Origin of the sequence: Mesorhizobium sp. LSJC269B00, assembly GCF_000502815.1 — a bacterium.
Lineage (GTDB): Bacteria > Pseudomonadota > Alphaproteobacteria > Rhizobiales > Rhizobiaceae > Mesorhizobium.
Genome location: NZ_AYVN01000002.1, coordinates 498,541 through 522,925 on the forward strand (window position 1 = coordinate 498,541; position 24,385 = coordinate 522,925).

The window sequence follows — 24,385 nt, forward strand, 5'->3', positions numbered from 1 at the left end:
ACGACACTGACGGGCCTAAATCAATCGCCAAACAGCGACGCCAGTCCGTTGTTGATCATCTCGGTTCGTTCCGACGGGCCGTCGCCCGTTTGCCCATGCAGCATCAAAGGCGGGCGGATCGACAGCTTGCCGCGCGCGCCGAGCGCTGCCCTGACCACAATGCGGATTGCGGCTGCTTCCGGGCGCGGATGCACGGCCAGCATCTCGGCGTCGCCGAAGCGGCCCGACAGCGCATCGAGGAGGTCGCCAAGCTGTTCCGGCCGCGCAATGACGGCCAGGCCCCCGCGCGGCTTGGCGACGGCAGCCGCACTCCGGATCCAGCTTTCGAACAGCCCGTCGTCCATGACATGCGCCTGCCGCCGCAGCGGATCTGGCGTGGCGCGGTCTTGCGCCGCGTTGAAGGGCGGGTTCATGATGACGAAATCGAAGGAATTGTCGGCGAGGCCGGCTTGCGTCCGCGCCCGGCCTGACAGCGTGACGTCGGCGGTCAGCACCGAGGCGCGATTGCCGAGATGCGCATTGCCGGGATGGGCGAGCGTGGTTGTGGCGAAGCCTGCCATCTCGGCCGACCGTTCGACGAGCACGACCTGCGCCTCTGGGCAGCGCGACAGCACGGCGAGACCCGCCGCACCGGCGCCGGCGCCGAAATCGGCGAGGCGTCCAGAAAAACCGGATGAAACTGCTGCCGCCAGCATCATGGCATCCATCCCGGCGCGATGCCCTGTCCTGGGCTGGACCAGCCAGAAGCGGCCGCGATGGAAGGCATCGACCGTATGGGCCGGCGTATCGCTGGTAAGCGCGCTCGCTTCAGCCATTATGTCTGGCGGATTTCGTGCTCGATGCCGGCGTCTTTCAAGATGCGCCGCGCCTGATCGGCCTGGTCGGCATCGACCATCACGCGCTTCTGCAAAAGACCGATCGACCCTTCGAGAATGCTCATGTTCTGGTCGGCGACGAAGCAGGCGATCCCGGCATCGCGCATCAGCGATTCGACGAAGGAGATGATCACGGCATCGTTGGTGCGCACGAGTTCTATCATCGGACGAAGTTCGCAGGTTGCAGCGTTGATGTAAACGCCGGAGCATGGCGCCGAAAAGTGTGGAGCGGTTTCCGGGCAACGGCATGCGGTCGCTAAGGTTGACACGCCGTCACCGCAGCCGCGCCAATTCGCCTCTTGCCGTGCCCGTATGTGCCGCCCTAGAGTCCCAGGAGGGACCAGGGTGCCGTCGCACGCGTGATCAAAGACGGGAGTGTTTGTTGGTGGGTGTCGTTCTCAACATCGAAAACGGGAAGCGGGAACCCGCCTCCATCAAGGATCTCATCGACCTGACAGCAGCCGATATGGGGCGCGTCAACAAACTGATCCTGTCCAAGGCCGGCTCCGACGTCGAGATGATCCCGGAAGTCGCCAACCATCTGATCTCGTCGGGCGGCAAGAGGCTGCGGCCGATGCTGACGCTCGCCGCGGCCCAGATGTTCGGCTATTCCGGCGAGGGCCACGTCAAGCTCGCCACCGCGGTCGAGTTCATGCACACCGCCACGCTGCTCCATGACGACGTGGTCGACGAGAGCGGCATGCGGCGCGGCAAAAAGACTGCCCGCATGATCTGGGGCAACCAGGCGAGCGTGCTGGTCGGCGATTTCCTGCTCGGCCAGGCTTTTCGCATGATGGTCGATGTCGGTTCGCTGGAAGCGCTCGATATCCTGTCCAGCGCCGCCTCGATCATCGCCGAGGGCGAGGTGATGCAGCTGGCGGCAGCCAAGAACCTGGATACCACCGAGGACGAGCATTTCGCCGTCATCAAGGCCAAGACCGCGGCGCTGTTCTCGGCTGCCGCCGAGGTCGGTCCGGTCATCGCATCGGCGACGCGCAACGATCGCGCCGCATTGCGCTCCTACGGCATGAATCTCGGCCTTGCCTTCCAGCTCATCGACGATGCGCTGGATTATGGCGGCTCCAGCCAGGAGCTGGGCAAGAATGTCGGCGACGATTTCCGCGAAGGCAAGGTTACGCTGCCGGTCATCCTCGCCTACCGGCGCGGCACCAAGGCCGAGCGCACCTTCTGGAAGCGCGCCATCGAGGACAATGTCACCGACGATGCCGGCCTGGAAAAGGCGATCGGCCTGATGACCCGCCATGGCGCCATTGCCGACACCATCGGCCGCGCCCGCCATTTCGGCGAGATCGCCCGCGACGCGCTGGCGCCGCTGGAGGCGACGCCGCAGAAATCGGCGCTGATCGACGTCATCGACTTCTGCATCAGCCGGGTGAACTGACCCGCGCCTGGCGCCAAAGCAAGTTTGCATGCAAAATCGGGCAATCACCGCTCGACAATCGGCAGCAGTGCAAATTATCTATAAAACATGGCAAAGACCGCAGACGACACCATCGCCGTGCGCATCAGCAAGGTGCTGGCGGATCGCATCATATCGGGCGCGATCGAGCCAGGCGCCCGGCTGCGGCAGGATCACATCGCCGAGGAATTCCAGACCAGCCATGTCCCGGTGCGCGAAGCCTTCCGGCGCCTGGAGGCGCAAGGGCTGGCGGTCAGTGAGCCCAGGCGGGGCGTGCGCGTCGCCGCTTTCGATCTCGGCGAGGTAAGGGAAGTCGCCGAAATGCGGGCAGCCCTCGAAGTGCTGGCGCTGCGCCATGCCGCGCCGCATCTGACGGCTTCCATTCTCAATCTTGCCGAAGAAGCCACAAAGGCCGGCGACAAATCCCGCGATGTCCGATCTTGGGAGGAGGCCAACCGCACCTTCCACCGGCTGATCCTGGCGCCCTGCGGCATGCCGCGGCTCATCGCCACCATCGACGATTTGCACGCCGCAAGCGCCCGCTTCCTGTTCGCCGCATGGCGCTCGGAATGGGAAATCCGCACCGACCAGGATCATCGCGCGATCCTGAGCGCGCTGCGGCAGGGCAATACCGAATCGGCCGCCGCCACGCTTGGCCGGCACGTGCAGTGGATCGGCCAGAAACCGGTCAAGACCGCGTCGGGCAAGATGCGCGAAGCGTTTGCCATCGTCGGGTAGGGGACAAGAAGACACGGCCTGGTCGTGGCTCCTCTGAAGACCCCGAGCGCCGCGATCCTTCACACCCCCTCTGTCCTGCCGGACATCTCCCCCGCAAGGGGGGAGATCAACAGCTTTGCCGTTGCGTTAGTCCTGCAACGTCGGCCATTGGCGAAAGCAGAGGCGACATCCGATCTCCCCCCTTGCGGGGGAGATGGCCGGCAGGCCAGAGGGGGGTGCTGTCCCGCCAGCCTTTCCAAATGTCCTTTATTCGACACGCAAGCCCAAGCCTTTTTAGGGGCGAGGGTTGCCATTCCCGCGCAAATATGGATTCGATAATAGATCGAACAACAAAATTATCTATAATTCAAACCAGCCAGGGAAGCCGCCATGACCGACATCGCCTTTTCGCCCTCCAAGCCCTCCTTCAGCCCGTTGCGCCTGCAAACCCGCTCGTATGCCTGGCAAGCCGCGGCCATCGTCATCGGCACGCTGTCCATTGCGCTCGCCTCCTACATGGAAGTGCCGATGCTGCCGGTTCCAATGAACATGCAGACCTTTGCGGTGACGCTGGTGGGCGCGCTCTACGGCTGGCGGCTCGGCGCGATCACCATCGCCGCATGGCTCGTCGAGGGCGCTGTGGGTTTGCCGGTGCTGTCGGGCGGAGCTGCCGGCATCCAGCATTTTGCCGGGCCGACCGCCGGTTATCTCTTCGCCTTCCCGCTTGTCGGCGCGCTCGTCGGCTGGCTGGCCGAGCGCGGCTGGAACGGCAACCGCGTGCTGCTCGCCTTCGCCGGCATGGTCCTCGGCAACCTCGCCTGCCTGGTTCTCGGCACGGCCTGGCTCGCCCTCATGATCGGCCTCGAACAGGCCATCGCCTTCGGCTTCTTGCCCTTCCTCGTCGGCGGCCTGCTGAAATCGGCGCTCGGCGCCGCGACGCTCAAGCTGTTTTGGAGCAACAAGGCGGACCCGGCAGGAGCATGATCCCGAAAAGTGGAGTCCGGTTTTCGGAAGAGATCATGCTCAAACAAAGAGATGGAGCCCCATCCCGATACCATCGGGATGGAACAGGCTCCGCTGGTGCGTCCTGACCGATGACCGTCCGGCTGCGCTCCCACCATCTTCTTTGCCTGCTGACCTATATCGGCGAAGGGTACAGCGCAGCCTTCGTCGCCAACTATGACGTGATCGCGAAACGTCTGGGCCGGGGCGAGGATATTCTGATCGTCTCCGGCCCCGACGACATCTGCCAGCCGCTGCTCGGCGGGGCGCAGCCCCACTGCTTGCGCGAAAGCGCCGCCGGCCGGGACGAGCTGGCAGCACGCGATGTCGGCAAGCTGCTGACCCGGCCGATCCGGGCCGGCGTCCGCTTCAGCCTCGACGCGGCAACGCTTGCCGGCTTGCGCGCCGCCTTTGCAGCCGGCGTGACGCGTGAGGCCTGCCAGGGTTGCGAGTGGGCCGGCCTGTGCAGCACTGTCGCGGCAGGCGGATATCGCGATGTCAGGCTGTAGCTCCCAACCCCGATCTGCTATTGTCGGAACCGATAGTGTCTGCGTCGCCATGGTTTGTTAATCGGGTGACCCGATTGTGAATTCGGCCCGGATTGAAGCCTGACCCCAAAAAGGCCATGCTTTGTCAGGAAACATCGAGTCTATGGCTTCTCCGCGCCGACGCGGGATGGCGCTTGGCTGAAAGGGATACGATGCGGCAAGGACGTGCGCGCTGGCTCGCGGGGCTGGCAATTGTGGCAGGGATGGCGATTTCTCCGCTGCCTGCCTACGCCAAGGAATCGACCGACCCGGTCAAGATCACCTCCTTCTCGGGCGCCTATCTCGCCGCCCGCATCGCCGAAGGCGACAACGACCTCGACAATGCCATCGCTTATTACAAGCAGGCGCTCGCCTTCAATCCCGGCGACACCTCGCTGCAGCAAAGCCTGATGCTGTCGCTGATCGCGCAAGGCCGCTTCGAGGAATCGCTGGTCTATGCCGACAAGCTCAAGGGAGTTCCCGACGTCGAGCGCTTCTCGCGTCTGGCTCTGGCGGTCGATTCCTTCCACAAGAAGGATTTCACCAAGGCGCAGTACTGGCTCAAGCTGTCGCTCGAATCCGATCTCGACCGACTGATTTCCGGCGTCATGTCCGGCTGGGCACAAGAGGGCGCCGGCGACCCCACCGGGGCGATGGCCTCGATCGACAAACTGCAGGGGCCTGACTGGTTCGGCCTGTTCAAGTCCTTCCACCGCGCGCTGATCGCCGATGCCGCAGGCCTGTCGGACAAGGCCGACGCGCTTTATGACGCGACCCTGACCGACGTCACGGCCGGCGGTGCCGCGCCCGAGACATGGATGCGCAACGCCCAGGCCTACGCGTCTTTCCTGGCGCGCAAGGGCAACAAGAACAAGGCGCTCTACGTGCTCGACAAGGCCGAGGCGTTCGCGCCCGGCAAGCTCGACATCCAGGCGCTTCGCGACAGGATCAGCAAGGGCGACAAGATCGAGCCCTTCGTCGCCAGTCCCTCCGAAGGCGCCGCTGAAATCCTGCTCGACCTCGCCATCGCGCTCAATCGCGGCGGCGGCGAGCCGTTCGTGCGCCTCTATCTGCAATATGCGCTCGCGCTCAAGCCAGACAGCGACGCCGCTTTGGTGCAGCTTGCCGCCGTTGCGGAGCAGCTGAAGGACGGCGAAGGCGCCATTGCGCTCTATAGCCGCATTCCAGCCTCCTCGCCGCTGAAGGAGCTTTCCGACCTGCAGCTCGGCCTCAACCTTGCCGATCTCAACCGTCACGACGAGGCGATCGCCCATCTCAAGGCATTCGTCGAAGCTCACCCCGATGACATGCGCGCCTATCTGGCGCTGGGCGGGGTCTATGCCTCGAAGGAGGATTTCCGCTCCGCCGCCACTCTCTACGACAATGCGGTCGCGGTGCTGAAGACGCCGACCAATGCCAACTGGAACATCTACTATCAGCGCGGCATCGCCTATGAGCGGCTGAAGGAATGGCCCAAGGCCGAACCGAACTTCCTCAAGGCGCTGGAACTGTTCCCCGACCAGCCGCAGGTGCTGAACTATCTCGGCTATTCCTGGGTCGACATGAACATGAACCTCAAGGAAGGCCTGGCGATGATCCAGAAGGCCGTCGACCTCAGGCCGAGCGACGGCTACATCGTCGATTCGCTGGGCTGGGCCTATTTCCGCATGGGCCGGTTCGACGACGCCGTGCGCGAAATGGAGCGCGCCGTGTCGCTCAAGCCGGAAGATCCGGTGCTCAACGACCATCTCGGCGATGCCTATTGGCGCGTCGGCCGCAAGCTCGAAGCCACTTTCCAGTGGAATCAGGCGCGCGACCTGAAGCCGGATCCCGATGTGCTTGCCATTTTGCAGCAGAAGCTGATGAAGGGCCTGCCGCCGATCGAATCCAACACGGCGCAGGAAACCCCGAAAGTCAAGCCGGCCACCCCGCCAGCGCCGAAGGGGTGATCGGGCCATACTTCTGATGAAACGGGGCTCGCTGAGCCCCGTTTTTGTTTCGGCTTGGCGTCTTAGAGCAATTCCAGGAAAAGTGTGCGCGGTTTTCCGCTCGGAATTGCGACAGAAACAAAGAGATAGAGACGCCCTATCGCGATCGTCATTCTATGGCGGAGCAAGGAGCGAAGCGACGCGGCGCAGACCCAGCGTTGGCGCTCATTCTAGAACAGCTTTCGGTAGACGACGAACCCCGAGAGATCGCCGATCTTGTCGTAGAGCTTCATCGCCGTGTGGTTGGTTTCGTGTGTCAGCCAGTAGACGCGGCTGGAGCCTGCGGTTTGCGCCCTGGTATAGACGTCTTCGATCAGTGCCCGGCCGACGCCCTTGCCGCGCGACGCCTCATTGGTGAAGAGATCCTGCAGATAGCAGTTCGGCGAAATCGCCGTCGTGGTGCGGTGGTAGAGATAGTGGACAAGGCCGAGAAGCTTGCCTTCGCTCTCGGCGACCAGCGCATGCATCGGCTCATAGGCATCGAAGAAGCGCGACCATGTCATTGCAGTGATGTCACCGGGCAGGGCGGTCTCGCCCGAGCGGCCGTAAAACGCATTGTAGCCGTCCCACAGCGGCAGCCATTGCTCGTAATCCTCTCGGGTGACGGGGCGTACGGTGAACTGGCCTTGCATGGCTGAACCTTTGTCGTTGAAGCTGGGCGAGCAAACGGCCACCGGCACCGTCCGGCAATGGGCCAGTCCGAAGCAAAGCGTTCAACCTCTCATCAAGGCGGCGATAGGCGCTGCCTTGACGCCTACCGGCCCGGCAACTAGGGAATGGCATCATTTCAGCGCTTTCCGAGGCCGCCGTGACGTCAGACAGTCCAGCCCATATGCATCCCAGCCGCTCGTTCCAGGGGCTGATCCTGACCCTGCACAATTACTGGGCCGCCTATGGCTGCGTCATCCTGCAGCCTTACGACATGGAAGTCGGCGCCGGCACCTTCCATCCGGCCACCACGCTGCGCGCGCTCGGGCCCAAGGGCTGGAACGCCGCCTACGTCCAGCCCTCGCGCCGGCCCAAGGACGGCCGCTACGGCGAAAACCCCAACCGGCTGCAGCATTATTACCAGTACCAGGTGATCCTGAAGCCCAACCCGCCGAACCTGCAGGAACTCTATCTCGGCTCGCTGAAGGCGATCGGCGTCGATCCGTTGCTGCACGACATTCGCTTCGTCGAGGACGACTGGGCAAGCCCGACGCTTGGCGCCTGGGGGCTCGGCTGGGAGTGCTGGTGCGACGGCATGGAAGTGTCGCAGTTCACCTATTTCCAGCAGGTCTGCGGCATCGAATGCGCGCCGGTGGCGGGAGAACTGACCTACGGCCTGGAGCGGCTGGCCATGTATGTGCAGGGCGTCGACAATGTCTACGACCTCAACTTCAACGGCCGAGAAGGCGCCGAAAAAGTCACCTATGGCGATGTCTTCCTGCAGGCCGAGCAGGAATATTCCAGGCACAATTTCGAATATGCCAACACCGCCATGCTGCTCAGGCATTTCGAGGACGCCGAAGCCGAATGCAAGGCGCTGCTCGCGGCCGGCGCCCCGGCTTCGAACGACAATCTGCCGATGCACCGCATGGTCTTCCCGGCCTATGACCAGTGCATCAAGGCCAGCCACGTCTTCAACCTGCTCGACGCGCGCGGCGTGATTTCGGTGACCGAGCGGCAGAGCTACATCCTGCGGGTGCGCAATCTGGCGAAAGCCTGCGGCGAGGCATTTTTGCAGACCCAGGCCGGCGGGCTCGCCGCCTGAGGCTCACTTCATCATTTCGAGGGAAATGTTGATTGGGGCCAACATCGGGCCAGTCGACCCCGCCATGGTCCGCATAGCCTGCCGTACGCCCGGCATCGAGAAGGCGCCATGCACCTGCGCGGCGAAACAGGCGCTGAGCGCGATGATCTGGAGAAGTCTCGATGCCGTTTTCATGGTCGTTCAGCCAATAGGTCCCTGCCTGAGCGTTGGTCGCTTCAGCGCTGCGTTTGGTTCATGGAAATCTTTGATCAAAGGACGGGCGGGCTGGTTGCGGCCCGACAGGGGCGGTCAAAATTCCTGGAAACAGCGGTCAGCCGAGTTGCTATGCCCTCTTACCTCCCCCTAGATGGGGGAGGTCGCCGCGAAGCGGCGGGTGGGGGTGACAGCGCGACGTTCCATGCCAAAACTCGATCGATTCAAGCTGCAGTCTGCGCAAAGGCTTCGCGCGGCGATGACCGACGAGGAACGCATCCTGTGGCGGCATCTGTGGCGCATTCCAGTAGAAGGCACTCATTTTCGCAGGCAGGCGTCGGTAGGCGTTTACTTCCCTGATTTCATCTCCCACCGGCTGAAGCTGATCATTGAGGTGGACGGTGCCCATCACAGCTTCGATGACCAACAGCACCATGACGAGCGTCGAACGAAATGGTTCGAGAGCCAAGGCTACCGCGTCATTCGCTTCTGGAACCATGAAATCAAAAACGAACTGGATTCCGTGCTCGATACGATCTATGCGGCGGTGGAAGAACGAAAATCACACCTGCGTTTGCGCGATGGTGCCGAAGGTATCGGCGGCTGAGAGGTCGCCACCCCACCCCGGCGCTACGCGCCGACCCTCCCCATCAAGGGGAGGGTGGGAGCTTAACCATGCCAGACCTGCTCTTAGAACTTCGCTCCGAGGAAATCCCCGCCCAGCCGCGCGTCCGCAGCGCCGGAGGCGCGAGGACGCGCAATCAGGAAGAAGGCATGCGGGTGGAGAAACTCTGATGCCGGATCTTTTGCTAGAACTTCGCTCCGAGGAAATCCCCGCCCAGCCGCGCAACCGCAGCGCCGGAGGCGCGAGGACCCGCAATCAGGAAGAAGGCATGCGGGTGGAGAAACTCTGATGCCTGATCTTTTGCTAGGACTTCGCTCCGAGGAAATCCCCGCCCGGCCGCGCAACCGCAGCGCCGGAGGCGCGAGGACGCGCAATCAGGGAGAAGGCATGCGGGTGGAGAAACTCTGATGCCGGATTTGTTGCTGGAACTCCGCTCCGAGGAAATCCCCGCCCGCATGCAGCGCAAGGCGGCGGGCGATCTCAGGAAGATGCTGACCGACGGTCTGGTCGAGGCGGGTCTGACCTATGACGCCGCGCGCGAATACTGGACGCCGCGGCGCCTGGCGCTCGATGTCAGGGGCCTGACCGCGCGCTCGAAGGATATCCACGAGGAGATCAAGGGGCCGTCGACGACGGCGCCGGAACAGGCGGTGCAGGGCTTTCTGCGCAAGGCAGGTCTTGCCTCGGCTGCCGAGGCGCATGTCCATTCCGATCCGAAGAAGGGCGATTTCTACGTCGCCCATATTTCGAAGCCGGGCAGGGCGGCGGAAGAAATCATCGCCGAGCTGGTGCCGGCCATCATTCGCAGCTTCCCGTGGCCGACATCGATGCGCTGGGGGCCGGCTTCGGCCAAGCCCGGTTCGCTGCGCTGGGTGCGGCCGCTGCAGACGATCCTGTGCACCTTCGGCCCGGAGACCGAGGAGCCGGTGGTGGTCGATTTCGAGATCGATGGCATCCGCTCGGGCAATATCACCTACGGCCATCGTTTCATGGCGCCGGGTGAAATCACCGTGCGTCGCTTCGACGATTACGTGACCAAGCTCGAAGCAGCGAAGGTCGTGCTCGATGGCGACCGGCGCAAGGAGATCATCCTTGCCGACGCCCGCAACCTCGCCTTCGCCAACGGGCTCGATCTGGTCGAGGACGAAGGGCTGCTGGAAGAAGTGTCGGGCCTGGTCGAATGGCCGGTGGTGCTGATGGGCGAATTCGAGCAGGCCTTTCTTGCCATTCCGCCAGAAGTGGTCCGGCTGACCATCCGCGCCAATCAGAAATGCTTTGTCACCCGGCCGCAGGGCGACGGCGAAAACCTTTCCAACCGCTTCATCCTCACCGCCAACATCGAGGCCAAGGACGGCGGCAAGGAGATCGCGCACGGCAACGGCAAGGTGGTGCGCGCGCGCCTGTCGGATGCGCTGTATTTCTGGAAGACCGACCAGGGCGATCTGCCCGATCTGGGAGAACTCGAGGCATCGGCAAAAAAGTTCGGCCTCGATCTGAAGAAACCGCTCGACCAGCGCATGGCCCGCCTCGACCATCTCAATGTCACCTTCCACGCCAAGCTCGGCACGCAAGGCGAGCGGGTGGAGCGGATCAAGCGGCTGGCGGAAGAGCTGGCGCCGACAGTGGCGCACTCCATCTTCCCCCTCGAGGGGGAGATGGCCGGCAGGCCAGAGGGGGTCGCTTCGGCTGCCGCGACGCCGCCCGGTCTCTCGAAGAAAGAGGGAGTTGGCGCTCCACGCGAGACGACCCCCTCTGTCGCCTTCGGCGACATCTCCCCCTCAAGGGGGGAGATTACCGCGCTCGCCGGGCGTGCGTCGGTGCTCGCCAAGGCCGATCTTACGACCGAAGCAGTGGGCGAGTTTCCGGAACTGCAAGGCGCCATGGGGCGCAAATACGCGCTGCTGCAGGGCGAGCATCCGTCCGTGGCTGCGGCGATCGAGGAGCACTACAAACCGCAAGGTCCGTCGGATAGCGTGCCGACCAATCCGGTGTCGATTGCCGTCGCGCTGGCCGACAAAATCGATACGCTGGTCGGTTTCTGGGCCATTGATGAAAAGCCGACGGGGTCTAAGGACCCTTACGCGCTGAGAAGGGCCGCGCTTGGCGTGGTGAGAATCTTGGTCGAGAACGGGATCTCACTGCCGCTGACATCGCTCTTCGATAGTGCCTATCAAACGGCGAGTTATCTCGCGTCTAAGGCTGGACGGGCCTTTGGCCCCGACCTCCTCGCCTTCTTCCACGACCGCCTGAAAGTCTATCTCCGCGACCAGGGCGCTCGGCATGATCTCATTGACGCCGTGCTGGCAGGTCGTGGAAGCGCGCCAATCTCCCCCCTTTTGGGGGCGGCGAAGCCGACAAAGGGGGGCGCTGTCCCGCCGACCTCTCATTCTGGCGCGCCCCCCTCTGCCCTGCCGGGCATCTCCCCCACAAGGGGGGAGATCGGCCAATCGCACTCGGACGACCTCCTGCAGATCGTGCGTCGCGTCGAAGCTCTGGGGTCCTTCCTCGACACCGAGGACGGCAAGAACCTGCTCGCCGGCGCCAAGCGGGCGGCCAACATTCTGGCTGCCGAGGAGAAGAAGAAAACGCTCGTCGCCGAGACTGCTGAGCCGGCGCTGTTTCGCGAGGAGGCCGAGAAATCGCTGTTTGCGGCGGTGAATCAGGCGGAGAGAGAAGCCGGCGAAGCGATTCAAAACGAAGACTTTTCCGCCGCCATGCTGGCGCTTAGCGTGCTGCGTGAACCGGTTGATTCATTCTTTGAACGTGTTCTCGTGAATGATGAGGACCAGGCCGTGCGCGCCAACCGTCTGGCGTTGCTCGCCCGCATCCGCACGGCCACCGACCAGGTGGCTGATTTCTCCAGAATTGCTGGCTAAGGGACGGACAAGTCCGAAGACGGGCGGCGTTCATACGCCGCCCGTCTTGTTTTCAGTCCTCATGAGGCTGACTCCGTCAGTCCTCCAAAATGCTGACATGCACGCTGTCTGAATAGACGTCGACCTGGATCAGCGGCTCGCCATTGACGATGGCGTTCCGTGTCGAGGAGCTCATCGCGCCACCGCGCTTCAGCATGCGTTCCAGATACGCGCGATCATCGTTGCTGCGGAACCAGTCATCGCCCTGGTCGTCGGCATCGCGCCGGTGGAACTTGTGCCAGTTGGCGCGGTCCTGCCGCACCATCTGGGCTGCGCTGCTCAGCTCATAGCCGTCGCTGGCATGGTGGTCGCGATCGGAAATGCGCGCGACGTAGGACCCTAGCTCGTCACCGGCCTGCGCGCCGCCGACACCTATAGGTGACGCCAGCAACAGGCCGGCAATAATCAAAGATTTCGTCATGTTCATGATAACCCCTCGCTCTCCTACAACCCGGCGCGCTCATGCCAAAACCGATTGGCGAAATTGGGGCCGCCGCCGCCAAGCCGATCGTGCGCCGGGCTGTCGATTGGCGTCAAGCGGCATGGATCGGCCGACTGTCTTGGCCGACTGTTTTGGCTGAATGGCCTACTCGGCTTTGCCGACGCCCTCGATCGGCTGCTGCGGTGTTGTTGCCGGCTGCGGCGCTGCCGGTTGCGACTCGGGCTTGCCGTTCGATGCCGTTGCAGTTCCGGCTGGTGCGGTCTCTGCCGTCGGCTCAGTTGCCGGCGCCGCGGCGCTCGCCCTGGCCGGAGCCGGCGCGGCGAAGGCGCCGCCGACGATGCCGCCGCGAATGATCATCGGATCCTGCCTAGGCTTTTCGGGGATCGCCGCGACCTTTTCATAAGTCACATCGGGCTGGGCATCGCCGAGCGCGACGATCGATGGCGTCGAGGCGATCTTGACCGGTTCGGATCCGCCAACCTTGATGACCGATGGCGTCGAGGTCGAGACGCCGAGAAAGACGATGGACGAGGCGTGCGCCCCACCGGTCATCGCCGCCAGGGTGAAACCAAGCGCTCCAAGCACACGCATCGACATCGAAACCGTCCCCTTGCCCGACAAGCCGCCAGCCCTAACCCAATTAGACTAACCCCAGTGGATTGATGCCGGCTTGCAGGGAAACATAGCATTTTAGGCATTGATAATTCGCCAACGCCGGCTTGCCCGAAAACCACTGCCGTATTAGAGCAATTCCAGGAAAAGTGAGTAGCGGTTTTCCGTCCGGAATTGCGCAAAAACAAATACTTAGAGCGGTTCAGCGAACCGCTGAACCGCTCTAATGCATGTCGCTCAAAAGTGGCCCCGGTTTTGAGAGAACGACATGCATCAAAACAAAGACCTAAAGCGCGTCGCATGAATCCGGTGCAGCGCGACGCGCTTTAGGTCCGGCGCCTGTGAGGTGAAGCGAGTGGCTGAGATAATATCCGTCGGCGCAGCGATGGAGCAGGCGTTGGCGCTGCTCGAGGGCGGCGACGTCGTCGCTATCCCGACGGAGACCGTCTATGGACTGGCCAGCGACGCGACCAATGGCGTCGGCGTCGCCCGCATCTTCGAAGCCAAGGGCCGGCCGCGCTTCAACCCGCTGATCGCCCATGTCGCCGATCTCGCGATGGCCGAGCGCATTGCGATCTTCGACCCGCTGTCGAAGCGGCTGGCCGAGGCGTTCTGGCCGGGGCCGCTGACGCTGGTGCTGCCGCTCCGACCCGGCAACGGCATCCATCCGCTGGTCACCGCCGGGCTCGATACGATCGCGCTGCGCATGCCGAGGGGCTTCGGCGGAGAGCTGATCGCCAGGCTCGGCCGGCCGCTGGCCGCGCCCAGCGCGAACTCTTCGGGCAAGATAAGCGCGACGACGGCGCAAGCCGTGGCGGCCGATCTCGGCGCCAAAATCCGGCTGGTGGTCGATGGCGGCGCCACCCCGGTCGGGCTGGAATCGACCATCGTCAAGGTCGAAGGCAACAGCGTGCGGCTGCTGAGGCCAGGCGGCATCGCTGCCGCCGATATCGAGGCCGTCACCGGCATCAAGCTGCAGCGCGGCGCGACAGCCGGCATCGAGGCGCCAGGCATGCTGGCGTCGCATTACGCGCCGGGCGCCGCGGTGCGGCTCGATGCACAGAGTGTGGCTGAAGGCGAGGCCTTGCTGGCCTTTGGTGGCGACCGCGCCGAAGGCTGGCAAGCGGCGGCCGCCTTGCGCAACCTGTCCGCGTCAGGCGATTTGCGCGAAGCCGCAAGCAATCTGTTCGCGTATTTGCAGGAACTCGACCGCAGCGGTGCGGCGACGATCGCCGTCGAGCCGATCCCGTTCGATGGGCTCGGCGAGGCGATCAACGATCGGCTGTTTCGTGCCGCTGCCCCCCGTGACAAGCTCGATTGAGCGCCATAGTTTGCGCCCATGAACGACGCACCCTTCGACCTCGATCCCGCTCTCATCGCCCGCTTCGCGGCAATCGTCGGCGACAAATATGCGCTGCGCGACCAGGCCGATATTGCGCCGTATCTGACCGAGCGGCGCGGCCTATGGCACGGCAGGACCGCCTTGGTGCTGCGCCCCGGCAGCGTCGACGAGATCAGCCGGATCATGCGCCTGGCGAGCGAGACGGGAACGCCGGTCGTGCCGCAAAGCGGCAACACCGGGCTGGTCGGCGCCCAGGTGCCTGACGCATCCGGCCGCGAGATCGTGCTTTCTTTGTCGCGGCTGAACCGCATTCGCGAGATCGACGTCTTCTCCAACACGGTAACAGTCGAGGCCGGCGTTATCCTGCAGACGCTGCAGGAAGCGGCCGATGCCGCCGACCGGCTGTTTCCGCTGTCGCTCGCCGCGCAAGGGTCCTGCCAGATCGGCGGCAATCTCTCGTCCAATGCCGGCGGCACCGGCGTGCTTGCCTATGGCAATGCGCGCGAACTCTGCCTCGGCGTCGAAGTGGTGCTGCCGACCGGCGAGGTCTTCGACGATCTGCGCAAATTGAAGAAGGACAACACCGGCTACGATCTGAAGAACCTGTTCGTCGGCGCCGAAGGCACGCTCGGCATCATCACCGCAGCGGTGCTGAAACTGTTTCCCAAGCCCAAGGGGCGCGAAGTGGCCTTTGCCGGCCTGTCGTCGCCGGAAGCAGCGCTTTCGCTGTTCAGCCTGGCGATGGACCGGGCAGGGGCGGCACTCACCGCCTTCGAGCTGATCGGCCGGCGTCCGTATGATTTCACGCTGCGCCATGCGCAGGGCGTCACGCGGCCGCTGGCGCAGGATTGGCCATGGTATGTGTTGATGCAGGTGTCGTCGGGCCGTTCAGCCGAGGACGCCAGGGGGCTGATCGAAGAAGTGCTGTCGGCAGGCCTCCAGCAAGGCATCGTCGGCGACGCGGTGATCGCGGCCAGCCTGGCGCAGGGCGACGCGTTCTGGAACTTCCGCGAGGTGCTGCCGGATTCGCAAAAGCCCGAAGGTGCTTCGATCAAGCATGATATTTCGGTGCCGGTGGCATCCATCCCGGCGTTTATCGAAAAGGCGGCCGGTGCAGTGGCTTCGGTCAGTCCGCAGGCGCGCGTGGTCTGCTTCGGTCATATGGGCGACGGCAATCTGCACTACAACATCTCCCGGCCGGAGGGCGGTGACGACGAAGCGTTTCTCGGCCTCTACCACGCCATGAACCATGCCGTGCACGATGTCGTGCGCTCCTTCCACGGTTCGATCTCGGCCGAGCATGGCATCGGCCAGTTGAAGCGCGACGAACTGATCGCCACCGCGCCGCCAATGGCGATCGAACTGATGCGCCGGGTGAAGGCCGTCTTCGATCCGGCCGGCATCATGAATCCCGGTAAGGTTATCTGATCCTTTCAACATTTTGTGGCTGGTTTCATTCCGATAACCATCGCCTGAGATCAGCAAAATTTAACTGACTTTCTTAAGCCGCGCGGCAGAAGCTCGCGCTAATGTTTCACACAACGAGGCCGGGAAAACTGGCCCGGTGGGATCCGTGAAAGCGGCTCTCAGGAGAAACACAGGAAGGCAGCAGATGAACAGTGTATTGAAGCCCGTCTGGGCCGGGCGCAACATGCGCCTCGACCCATTCCGCCTGCCGCAAGTGGTGAGCTATGCCACGCGCGACGACTATGGCGACGTTACCTTCACCATCGACCAGCGCGGCGCCGTCATCCGCCGCACGCTCGAGATGAGCGGCGTGCCGGCGATCATCGCGCTGCCCGCCAACGCGTTTCGCGGCGTCGCCGCCCGCGCGATGGAGGATGCGCAAGGCAATGTCACGGTAACCCTCGAACTCCTGCACAACGACCCGATGCTGTCGGTGCCGCTGCTGGTGGCCGACGATCTCGACGACGTCGCCGCCGACTGGCGCGCCTGGGCCGACGCCTACCGGCTGCAGATGCTGCTGATCGAATCCGACGGCATTGCCCGCACGCTTGAGGAATCGCTCGGCGCCGCCATCAAGGCGCTGCCGGCCAAGGATCGCCGCAAGGGCCGGGTCTCGACCACGCGCCGCCCGCGCTTCCTCGCCCGCCGCAGGGCCGGCAATCTCGGGCTGAGACTGGTGATCGACGGCCAGGAGATTATTTCGAGAGAATAGAGCGCTCTTCTCCTTCCCCCCTTGTGGGGAAGGTGGATTGCCGCGAAGCGGCAAGACGGATGAGGGGTGTTCCAGGGAACGCCAACGCCTCACTCCGCTGGAGCACCCCTCATCCGTCTCGGCGCTGCGCGTCGATCCACCTTCTCCCACAAGGGGAGAAGGAAGAGGGAGCCTACACCAGCGGCTTTAGCGCCACCCACAGAGCACCGCCGATCAGGCCGATGAAGATCAACCAGCCGACCTGGTTGTTGGATTTGAACAGCCGCAGGCATTGATCGGGATCGTCGATATCCAGAACCGCTATCTGCCGCGCCATATGGGCGCCGGCGGCGATCAGCCCGGCCAGCGCCACCACCGGCGCCTGCGCCGAGGCGAAGGCGATGGCGAAGCAGACCAGCGTGCCGCCATAAAGCCCGACCAGCCAGGTCTTGGTGTTGTCGCCGAACAGCCGCGCCGTCGAGCGCACGCCGACGATGGCGTCGTCTTCCTTGTCCTGATGCGCGTAGATAGTGTCGTAGCCGATCACCCACAGGATCGAGCCGATATAGAGCATGATGGCCGGGCCATCGAGATCGCCGAACTCGACCGCCCAGCCCATTAACGCACCCCAGGAGAAGGCGAGCCCGAGCACCAATTGCGGCCAGTTGGTGAAGCGCTTCATGAAGGGATAGACGGCAACGATGACCAGCGAGACGATGCCGAGCGGAATGGCGAAGTCGTTGAACTGCAACAGCACGACCAGGCCCAGCAACGCCTGGATGACCAGGAATATCCAGGCCTGGCGGCGCGTCACCTTGCCGGCCGGCAATGGCCGCGAGCGCGTGCGCTCGACCTTGTTGTCGATGTCCTGGTCGACAATGTCGTTATAGGTGCAGCCGGCGCCACGCATGGCGACGGCGCCGACAAAGAACAGGAACAGGAACCACGGCGACGGCAGCAATGTGAGCAACGGGTCTGCCGGGCGGGGATAGGCGCTGGCCGCAAGCGCTGCCGACCACCAGCAGGGCCACAGCAGCAATTGCCAGCCGATCGGCCGGTCCCAGCGCGCAAGCTGCGCGTAAGGCCACAGCCAGCGCGGCAATATCTTGTAGACCCAATGGCCGCTCGGCGCGTCGGCGACGCGGCCCTGTGCGGCTTTCGACTGGATGGTTTCCATCGTGCTGGAGTGGCAGCAGCGGCGTGCGCCGTCAAGCGGCCGCATTGTCGCTCAGGCGGTGAAAATATCGTGGCTGGCAAACCATTCCTTCGCCACCTCCGTGAAGGCCAGCGCCGCCTTCGACAGCCTTTGCCTTGTGTCATGGGTGAGGATGATGCGCTGCATCGGCAGCGGATCGGACAGCGGCTTGCAGACCAGCGGCAGCCCGTCATAACTCCTGTCGCCATAAGGCCTGGTGTAGCTCACCGCGACGCCGAAGCCGTTGGCGACCATGCTGCGCTGCAGTTCGAACGAACTCGCCGTCGATTGCGAGACCGGCGACAGGCCGCGGCTGAGGAACAGGTCCAGCATATGCTGCCAGCTGTGCGGCTGGTCGGTGGTGATCAAGGGATGGGTCGCCAGCTCCGCCAGGCTGACACTGGCCTGGCTGGCCAGCGCGTGGCCTTGCGGCAGAAGCGCGTGTGGCCGCAGCTCATGCAGCAGGATGCGGGCGAAGTGCGAGGGCAGGCCGAGATCGTAGGTCAGGCCGAGATCGATTGCCGCATCGCCGAGCCGCCGGCCGAGCGTCTCGAAGGTCTCGTCGCGGACCACCACGGTGACCGCCGGGCAGCGTTGCGAAAAAGCGCGGATCAGCGCCGGCGCGAAATAGGGCGCCAGATCCTCGAAACAGCCGAGCACAAGTTCGCCCCCGACATCGGCGTCGCGCGTCCCGAGCCCAACCAGTTCGTCCGCTTCGGCCAGCACCTGCTTTGCCTTCGCCACCGCGCTGCGGCCGAACGAGGTCAGCGCGATGCCGCTGCCGCGCTGGCGCACGAACAGTTTCTGGCCGAGCGTCGCTTCGACATTGTCGATCGCCACCGAGATCGAGGGCTGCGAGACGTTCAGCATCCGGGCGGCCACGGTGACGCTGCCGTGACGGGCAACAGTGACGAGGTAGCGCAACTGGGTGAGGGTCAGGTTCATAGAGTAAAGCTATAAGGGAGATGAGAAGTTATTATTTTACGCGATGTGCGGCGGCTGCGATAGTCGGTCATCGAAACAGGGAAGACATGAGATGGCCGCCAGACATATTGATGCCGCAGCGATTGCCGACTACCAGCGCGACGGCGCGGTCTGCATACGCGGCGCCTTCAAGGACTGGGTCGGCACCATCGCCGCCGGCATCGAGCGCAACATGCAAAACCGCAGCGCCACGGCCTCGGACATCGCCAACGGCAAGGGCAGCTTCTTCGACGATTACTGCAATTGGGAGCGCATTCCCGAATTCGTCGACGTGGTGCGCAATTCCCCGGCCGCGGAACTCGCGGCAGCGGCGATGCAGTCGCGCAGCGCCCAGTTCTTCCACGACCATGTGCTGGTCAAGGAACCGGGCACGCAAAAGCCGACGCCTTGGCACCAGGACATCCCGTATTACTTCGTCGATGGCACCCAGACCGTCAGCTTCTGGATTCCGATCGATCCGGTCAAGGAAGCGACGCTGCGGCTGATCGCCGGCTCGCACAAATGGGACAAGATGATCCTGCCGGTGCGCTGGCTCGATGACAGCAATTTCTATGCCGGCGAGGGCGATTATCTGCCCGTGCCGGATCCAGACAAGGACCCGTCGCTGAAGGTGCTCGAATGGGAGATGGAGCCGGGCGACGCCATCCTGTTCGACTTCCGCACCGCGCATGGTGCGCGCGGCAATCCGACCGCGTCGCGTCGCCGGGCGCTGTCGCTGCGCTGGGTCGGCGACGATGCGCGCTATGTCGAGCGCCCCGGCCGTACCTCGCCGCCCTATCCCGGCCATGACATGAAGCCCGGCCAGAAACTGCGCGAGGACTGGTTTCCAGTGGTCTTCCAGAGCTGATACCGGCCGGGGACGCCGTGCTCTCGGCGCGACGTTCCCGTGCGCAACCGGTATGGCGCAAGGTAAAACTCTTGACCCGCGCCGCCCGGGGCAATAGCGCAGTCCCTGTCGTGAAATGACAAGGGACATCGGCATGCGCGTTTTGTTGATCGGCTCCGGCGGCCGCGAACATGCCCTGGCCTGGAAGATCGCGGCCTCGCCGCTTTTGACCAGGCTCTATGCCGTGCCCGGCAATCCGGGCATCGCCCACGAGGCCGAACTGGTCAAGCTCGACATCGCCGACCATGCCGCTGTTGCCAGCTTCTGCCAGGACAACGCGATCGATCTCGTCGTCGTCGGGCCGGAAGGGCCGCTGGTCGCCGGCATTGCCGACGATCTGCGTGAGCAGGGCATCCGCGTCTTCGGCCCGTCGAAGCGGGCAGCGCGGCTCGAAGGCTCGAAAGGTTTTACCAAGGACCTTTGCGCCAAATACGGCATCCCGACCGCCGCCTATGGCCGCTTCACCGATCTTGCCTCGGCGAAAGCCTATGTCGAAAAGGTCGGCGCGCCGATCGTCATCAAGGCCGACGGGCTTGCCGCCGGCAAGGGCGTCACCATCGCCATGACGCTGGACGAGGCGCGCGCCGCCCTCGATGCTTGTTTCGACGGCGCATTCGGTGACGCCGGCGCTGAGGTAGTAGTCGAGGAATTCATGACCGGCGAGGAGGCGAGTTTCTTCTGCCTGTGCGACGGCACGACCGCACTTCCCTTTGGCACCGCGCAGGACCACAAGCGCGTCGGCGATGGCGATACCGGCCCCAACACCGGCGGCATGGGCGCCTATTCGCCGGCGCCGGTGATGAGCCCCGAAATGGTCGAGCGCACCATGCGCGAGATCGTCGAGCCGACCATGCGCGGCATGGCCGAGCTTGGCGCGCCGTTCGCCGGCATTCTGTTTGCCGGGCTGATGATCACCGACAAGGGGCCGAAGCTGATCGAATACAACACCCGCTTCGGCGATCCCGAGTGTCAGGTGCTGATGATGCGGCTGAAGGACGATCTGCTGGTGCTGCTCAACGCCGCCGTCGACGGCCAGTTGGCGCACAGTTCGATCCGCTGGCGCGACGATGCCGCGCTGACCGTGGTGATGGCGGCACAGGGCTATCCCGGGACGCCGGAAAAAGGCTCGGTCATTCGGGGTCTCGACGAAGCCGCTGGCGAAGGCGTTGAGATTTTCCATGCCGGCACTGCCATCAATGGCGGCGCGCTGGTCGCCAATGGCGGCCGCGTGCTCAACGTCACGGCATCAGGCAAGACGGTGGGCGAAGCGCAAAGCCGCGCTTACGCCGCGCTCGACCGTATCGACTGGCCGCAAGGCTTCTGCCGCCGCGACATAGGCTGGCAGGCGGTGGCGCGGGAAAAGGCCAGCGCCGCCACATAGGCCTCAGCGCTCGCGAACCAGTTCCGTCGAAGCGGTGCTGACCGGGTCGGCGGCCTGCGAGAAGGCGGCCTCGAGCAGAGCCTCCGAACGATACGTGGTCCGCTTCCAGGCGACATACTCGGCAATGCCGAAGCGCGCGCGGCGCGGCACCGTCTTGACCACCGGCATGCGGAAGGCGGCGCGGAATGTCTGCCAGCGCGCGCCGAGCACCGCCACCATTTCCTCGACCGTCGGTGGCGTCGCCACATCGGCGTATGTGATGGTGACTTTGCCGGCGAGCCCGGCCGCGCGCGACACCGGCACCGGTATTGAGGCGAGGTAGTCGGGCGGCACGTCGATCAGGCCGCCGAAGGGCCATTCCTGGCGCAGTGCCGCCGCGTCCATCGGCGCGACGTTGACGTCGATGTCGTTGGGCGTGCCGGCGACGCGGTAGGGGCAGCGCAGACGCCCGCAATTGGCCTGCGCCGAGAACTGCCACAGCGCATAGCCCTGCCAGTTGCCCATCGGAAAATGCACGTCGATGTCGGGCTTGTAGCGCGCATACCAGAGCGGCAGCCGCGACAGCAGACGGTATTGGTAGCGGTTGTCGGCGATGTACTGGGCGGTCTTGCCGTTGGTGTAGAGGATCGGGAAACGGCCGAGCCGCCGGTGCACCTGGCGCACGAATTCCTCGGCATCCTCGAGCGACATCCATTGCGAGGGGTCGTTGCCTTCGAGATCGAGGGCGAGCAGATCGTCAGGGGCTGGCTCGGCGAAATCGATGAAACTGTTGGCCTGCTCGAGCGGATTGCCGGGGCGGGCAAGATGATAGGCGCCCCATTTCAGGCCGAGCGCCTTGGCCACCACCTTGCGCGTCTGAAACAGCTCGCGCGTCACCGCAAAGCGTTTCCACAATGTCTTGCAGAGTTTGACCGTAGGCTCGTCGCCGTAGCAGAAATAGGGCGGCGGCAGCCCGTCGGAGGCCTTGTTGATGAAGCCGACAATGCGCTTGTCGGTGGCAAGCTGCGCCCAGTCGATGGAATTGTATTCATAGGCGTCGACCACCAGCGCGCGGTCGCCATCCCGCCAAGGCTCGGAAAAGTCCGAGGCTGTAGCCGCTGACGTCAGCGCCATCATCGCCGCGAGAGCGATCGCTGAGCGGCGAAGAAGATGCGCCGGCGTTTTCAAACAGGGGATCCCCGCTGACCAAACACCGATGGTGGACCGGTATGGTTAAGGAAGTGCTTTCGGGCAGGAGTCCTGTCGCTCTCGCGATTTCGTCATTCTATGGCGAAGCAAGGAGCGAAGCGACGCGGCGCGGACCATAGTATGCATTCCGCGACTTCGAAGCGTTGCCACGGCGCGGAATTCTGCACCGTTGCGCCCCTGGCGCGAGGTCGCGACATGGTACTCGGCATCCGCTACGCTCCCGCTCCACCTGTGGACGACGAAGTTCGATGAAAATCCGCGTGACAAAGTTTGACGTTTACGTAAAAAGAAGGTCGGAGGCCGCCCAGAGGCGGATGGTTTTGCATCGGCCCGGGTCCTAGGATCGAGCAGTCGGAGCAGCGGAGGAGAAAGCGGCATGTACAAGGCCCCGGTCGACGACATTTCGTTCACGCTCAAGCATGTCGCCGGGCTCAAACCGGCGCTCGACAGCGGCGCGTTCGGCGACCTCGGCGAAGACCTTGTCGACGCCATCCTGGCCGAGGCCGGCCGCTTCGCCAGCGAGGAAGTGGCGCCGCTCTACAAGATCGGCGACGAGCACGGCGCGGTGCTGAAGGATGCAGCCGTGACCATGCCGCCCGGCTGGAGGGCGCTTTACCGCAGCTGGATCGGCGGTGGCTGGAACGCGCTGTCCGGACCGGAAGAATTCGGTGGCCAGGGCCTGCCGACCATGCTCGGCGTTGCCGCGCTCGAAATGTGGAACTCCGCCGCCATGGCCTTCGGCATCGGCCCGACGCTGACCATGGGCGCCGTCGAGGCGCTGGACAAGCATGCCTCCGAAGCGCTGAAGGCAAAGTATCTGGCAAAGCTCGTCTCCGGCGAGTGGATGGGGACGATGAACCTGACCGAGCCGCAGGCCGGTTCCGATCTCGCCGCCTTGCGCAGTCGCGCCGAGCCTGCCGGCGACGGCACCTACCGCATCTTCGGCCAGAAGATCTTCATCACCTATGGCGAGCATGATTTCACCGACAACATCATCCATCTGGTGCTGGCGCGGCTGCCCGACGCACCGGCCGGCACGCGCGGCATCTCGCTGTTTTTGGTGCCGAAATTCCTGGTCAATGATGACGGCTCGCTCGGTGCCCGCAACGACGTCTTCTGTTCCGGCCTCGAGCACAAGCTCGGCATCCANGGCATCCATGCCTCGCCGACTTGCACCATGATCTATGGCGACGGGTTCCAGGGTGCTGCGCCCGGCGCCGTCGGTTGGCTGATCGGCGAGGAGAACAAGGGGCTCGCCTGCATGTTCACCATGATGAACAACGCGAGGCTTTGCGTCGGCATGCAGGGCGTGGCAGTGGCCGAAGCCGCGACGCAGAAGGCGATCGCCTATGCCAATGAGCGCCGCCAGGGCAAGGCATCGGACTTTTCAGGCGCCGGGATGGCGCCGATCGTCCATCACCCCGACGTGCAGCGCAATCTCTTGACCATGAAGGCTTTGACCCAGATCGCCCGCGCCATCTCGTATTCCTGCGCCTATGCCATCGACTTTGCGCGTGTGTCGACAGGCGAGGAGGCCGCGCATTGGCGCGATCGCGCCAATCTGCTGACGCCGCTGGCCAAGGCCTTTTCCACCGATATCGGCGTCGATGTCGCATCGCTCGGCGTCCAGGTCCACGGCGGTATGGGCTTCATCGAGGAGACGGGCGCGGCCGCGCTCTATCGCGACTCCCGCATTGCGCCGATCTATGAAGGCACCAACGGCATCCAGGCGATCGACCTTGTAGCCCGCAAATTGCCGCTTGGCGGCGGCGAGCATGCGCATGGCTATATCGCCGAACTGAAGGCCATCGCCGACGAGGTGCGGACCTCGAACCTGCAGGGCTTCGGCCGCACCGCCGAAGCGCTTGACCAGGCGTTCGACGATCTCACCGAGGCGACGCGCTTCCTGCAGAAGCTGCTGGCCGACGGCCGTCTGGACGAAGCGCAAGCCGGTGCGACCCCCTATCTCAGGCTGATCTCGCTTGCTGCCGGCGGCGCTTATCTGGCGCGTGGCGGACTTGCCCAGCAGAGCCGCATCGCCCTTTGCCGCTTTTTCGCCGAAAACCTGCTCGGCGAAGTCAGCGCCTTGAAGGAACGCGTAATCGATGGCGCCGAGAGCCTCGCTACCGCCGGCAAGGCGCTGATAACGGCCTGAATACCAGAGCGCTCACCAGGGAAGAATG

General features: G+C 64.2%; 22 protein-coding genes. 14 read left to right on the forward strand and 8 right to left on the reverse strand.

The window, feature by feature from the left end; genetic code table 11:
* Nucleotides 1-20 precede the first annotated feature (20 nt).
* Both X771_RS158125 and X771_RS158120 read right to left on the reverse strand, forming a co-directional pair.
* Nucleotides 21-815, reverse strand: a complete 795-nt coding sequence (locus X771_RS158125; protein WP_023696580.1) for a tRNA1(Val) (adenine(37)-N6)-methyltransferase — start codon at nt 813-815, stop codon at nt 21-23.
* Nucleotides 815-1,039 (reverse strand): DUF2007 domain-containing protein, encoded by a 225-nt coding sequence (locus X771_RS158120; protein ID WP_023687111.1) that lies wholly within the window; start codon nt 1,037-1,039, stop codon nt 815-817. The genes X771_RS158125 and X771_RS158120 overlap by 1 nt, the downstream gene beginning before the upstream one ends.
* 221 nt (nt 1,040-1,260) lie before the next feature.
* Here X771_RS158120 and X771_RS158115 point away from each other — a divergent pair, with 221 nt between their 5' ends.
* The 5 genes from X771_RS158115 to X771_RS158095 all read left to right on the forward strand — a co-directional run bounded on the left by X771_RS158115 (nt 1,261) and on the right by X771_RS158095 (nt 6,490).
* On the forward strand, nt 1,261-2,277 hold the full coding sequence (locus tag X771_RS158115; RefSeq protein ID WP_023668471.1) for a polyprenyl synthetase family protein: 1,017 nt from the start codon (nt 1,261-1,263) through the stop codon (nt 2,275-2,277).
* Nucleotides 2,278-2,364: 87 nt separating this feature from the next.
* Complete coding sequence (locus X771_RS158110) at nt 2,365-3,033, forward strand: GntR family transcriptional regulator (RefSeq protein WP_023687112.1); 669 nt, start codon at nt 2,365-2,367, stop codon at nt 3,031-3,033.
* A 369-nt stretch (nt 3,034-3,402) separates the two neighbouring features.
* Nucleotides 3,403-3,996: a biotin transporter BioY gene (locus X771_RS158105; RefSeq protein ID WP_023684369.1), complete on the forward strand. Its 594-nt coding sequence runs from the start codon at nt 3,403-3,405 to the stop codon at nt 3,994-3,996.
* A 110-nt stretch (nt 3,997-4,106) separates the two neighbouring features.
* Nucleotides 4,107-4,523, forward strand: coding sequence for a DUF1284 domain-containing protein (locus X771_RS158100; protein WP_023684368.1), 417 nt, complete (start codon nt 4,107-4,109; stop codon nt 4,521-4,523).
* Between the two features lie 191 nt (nt 4,524-4,714).
* Nucleotides 4,715-6,490 (forward strand): tetratricopeptide repeat protein, encoded by a 1,776-nt coding sequence (locus X771_RS158095; RefSeq protein ID WP_023687113.1) that lies wholly within the window; start codon nt 4,715-4,717, stop codon nt 6,488-6,490.
* A gap of 209 nt (nt 6,491-6,699) precedes the next feature.
* On the opposite strand, the gene X771_RS158090 is transcribed toward X771_RS158095, so the two are convergent.
* The gene (locus X771_RS158090; RefSeq protein WP_023687114.1) at nt 6,700-7,161 is read right to left on the reverse strand and encodes a GNAT family N-acetyltransferase; all 462 of its coding nucleotides are present in this window, start codon (nt 7,159-7,161) and stop codon (nt 6,700-6,702) included.
* A 176-nt stretch (nt 7,162-7,337) separates the two neighbouring features.
* Between X771_RS158090 and X771_RS158085 the strand changes: the two genes are divergently transcribed.
* From X771_RS158085 to glyS, 3 genes are all read left to right on the forward strand, one after another.
* Complete coding sequence (locus tag X771_RS158085; RefSeq protein ID WP_023687115.1) at nt 7,338-8,282, forward strand: glycine--tRNA ligase subunit alpha; 945 nt, start codon at nt 7,338-7,340, stop codon at nt 8,280-8,282.
* A 397-nt stretch (nt 8,283-8,679) separates the two neighbouring features.
* Nucleotides 8,680-9,081, forward strand: coding sequence for a DUF559 domain-containing protein (locus tag X771_RS158080; protein ID WP_023668463.1), 402 nt, complete (start codon nt 8,680-8,682; stop codon nt 9,079-9,081).
* 425 nt (nt 9,082-9,506) lie between these two features.
* Nucleotides 9,507-11,975, forward strand: a complete 2,469-nt coding sequence (gene glyS / locus X771_RS1000000165830) for a glycine--tRNA ligase subunit beta (protein ID WP_023687117.1) — start codon at nt 9,507-9,509, stop codon at nt 11,973-11,975.
* A gap of 76 nt (nt 11,976-12,051) precedes the next feature.
* Here glyS and X771_RS158075 read toward each other — a convergent pair whose 3' ends face one another.
* Nucleotides 12,052-12,435, reverse strand: a complete 384-nt coding sequence (locus X771_RS158075) for a hypothetical protein (protein WP_081731237.1) — start codon at nt 12,433-12,435, stop codon at nt 12,052-12,054.
* Between the two features lie 165 nt (nt 12,436-12,600).
* A complete protein-coding gene (locus tag X771_RS158070; protein ID WP_023687119.1) occupies nt 12,601-13,053 on the reverse strand; it encodes a hypothetical protein in 453 nt (150 codons plus the stop codon).
* A 370-nt stretch (nt 13,054-13,423) separates the two neighbouring features.
* On the opposite strand from X771_RS158070, the gene X771_RS158065 reads away from it, so the two are divergent.
* The 3 genes from X771_RS158065 to X771_RS158055 all read left to right on the forward strand — a co-directional run bounded on the left by X771_RS158065 (nt 13,424) and on the right by X771_RS158055 (nt 16,589).
* Nucleotides 13,424-14,389, forward strand: a complete 966-nt coding sequence (locus X771_RS158065; RefSeq protein ID WP_023687120.1) for an L-threonylcarbamoyladenylate synthase — start codon at nt 13,424-13,426, stop codon at nt 14,387-14,389.
* A gap of 18 nt (nt 14,390-14,407) precedes the next feature.
* Nucleotides 14,408-15,838, forward strand: a complete 1,431-nt coding sequence (locus X771_RS158060) for an FAD-binding oxidoreductase (RefSeq protein ID WP_023687121.1) — start codon at nt 14,408-14,410, stop codon at nt 15,836-15,838.
* A gap of 184 nt (nt 15,839-16,022) precedes the next feature.
* Nucleotides 16,023-16,589, forward strand: a complete 567-nt coding sequence (locus X771_RS158055; protein ID WP_023668457.1) for a DUF6101 family protein — start codon at nt 16,023-16,025, stop codon at nt 16,587-16,589.
* A gap of 172 nt (nt 16,590-16,761) precedes the next feature.
* On the opposite strand, the gene ubiA is transcribed toward X771_RS158055, so the two are convergent.
* Complete coding sequence (ubiA, locus tag X771_RS158050) at nt 16,762-17,745, reverse strand: 4-hydroxybenzoate octaprenyltransferase (RefSeq protein ID WP_023687122.1); 984 nt, start codon at nt 17,743-17,745, stop codon at nt 16,762-16,764.
* A 51-nt stretch (nt 17,746-17,796) separates the two neighbouring features.
* On the reverse strand, nt 17,797-18,708 hold the full coding sequence (locus X771_RS158045; protein ID WP_023687123.1) for a LysR family transcriptional regulator: 912 nt from the start codon (nt 18,706-18,708) through the stop codon (nt 17,797-17,799).
* A 91-nt stretch (nt 18,709-18,799) separates the two neighbouring features.
* Here X771_RS158045 and X771_RS158040 point away from each other — a divergent pair, with 91 nt between their 5' ends.
* Together X771_RS158040 and purD are read left to right on the forward strand one after the other, a co-directional pair.
* Nucleotides 18,800-19,594, forward strand: a complete 795-nt coding sequence (locus X771_RS158040) for a phytanoyl-CoA dioxygenase family protein (protein WP_023687124.1) — start codon at nt 18,800-18,802, stop codon at nt 19,592-19,594.
* A 133-nt stretch (nt 19,595-19,727) separates the two neighbouring features.
* Nucleotides 19,728-21,014, forward strand: a complete 1,287-nt coding sequence (purD, locus tag X771_RS158035) for a phosphoribosylamine--glycine ligase (RefSeq protein ID WP_023687125.1) — start codon at nt 19,728-19,730, stop codon at nt 21,012-21,014.
* A 3-nt stretch (nt 21,015-21,017) separates the two neighbouring features.
* On the opposite strand, the gene X771_RS158030 is transcribed toward purD, so the two are convergent.
* Nucleotides 21,018-22,130 carry a glycoside hydrolase family 25 protein gene (locus tag X771_RS158030; protein WP_033001343.1) on the reverse strand — a complete coding sequence of 371 codons (1,113 nt, stop codon included), beginning with the start codon at nt 22,128-22,130 and terminating at the stop codon, nt 21,018-21,020.
* 448 nt (nt 22,131-22,578) lie between these two features.
* Here X771_RS158030 and X771_RS158025 point away from each other — a divergent pair, with 448 nt between their 5' ends.
* Complete coding sequence (locus X771_RS158025) at nt 22,579-24,357, forward strand: acyl-CoA dehydrogenase family protein (RefSeq protein ID WP_023687127.1); 1,779 nt, start codon at nt 22,579-22,581, stop codon at nt 24,355-24,357.
* The last annotated feature ends 28 nt before the right edge of the window (nt 24,358-24,385 follow it).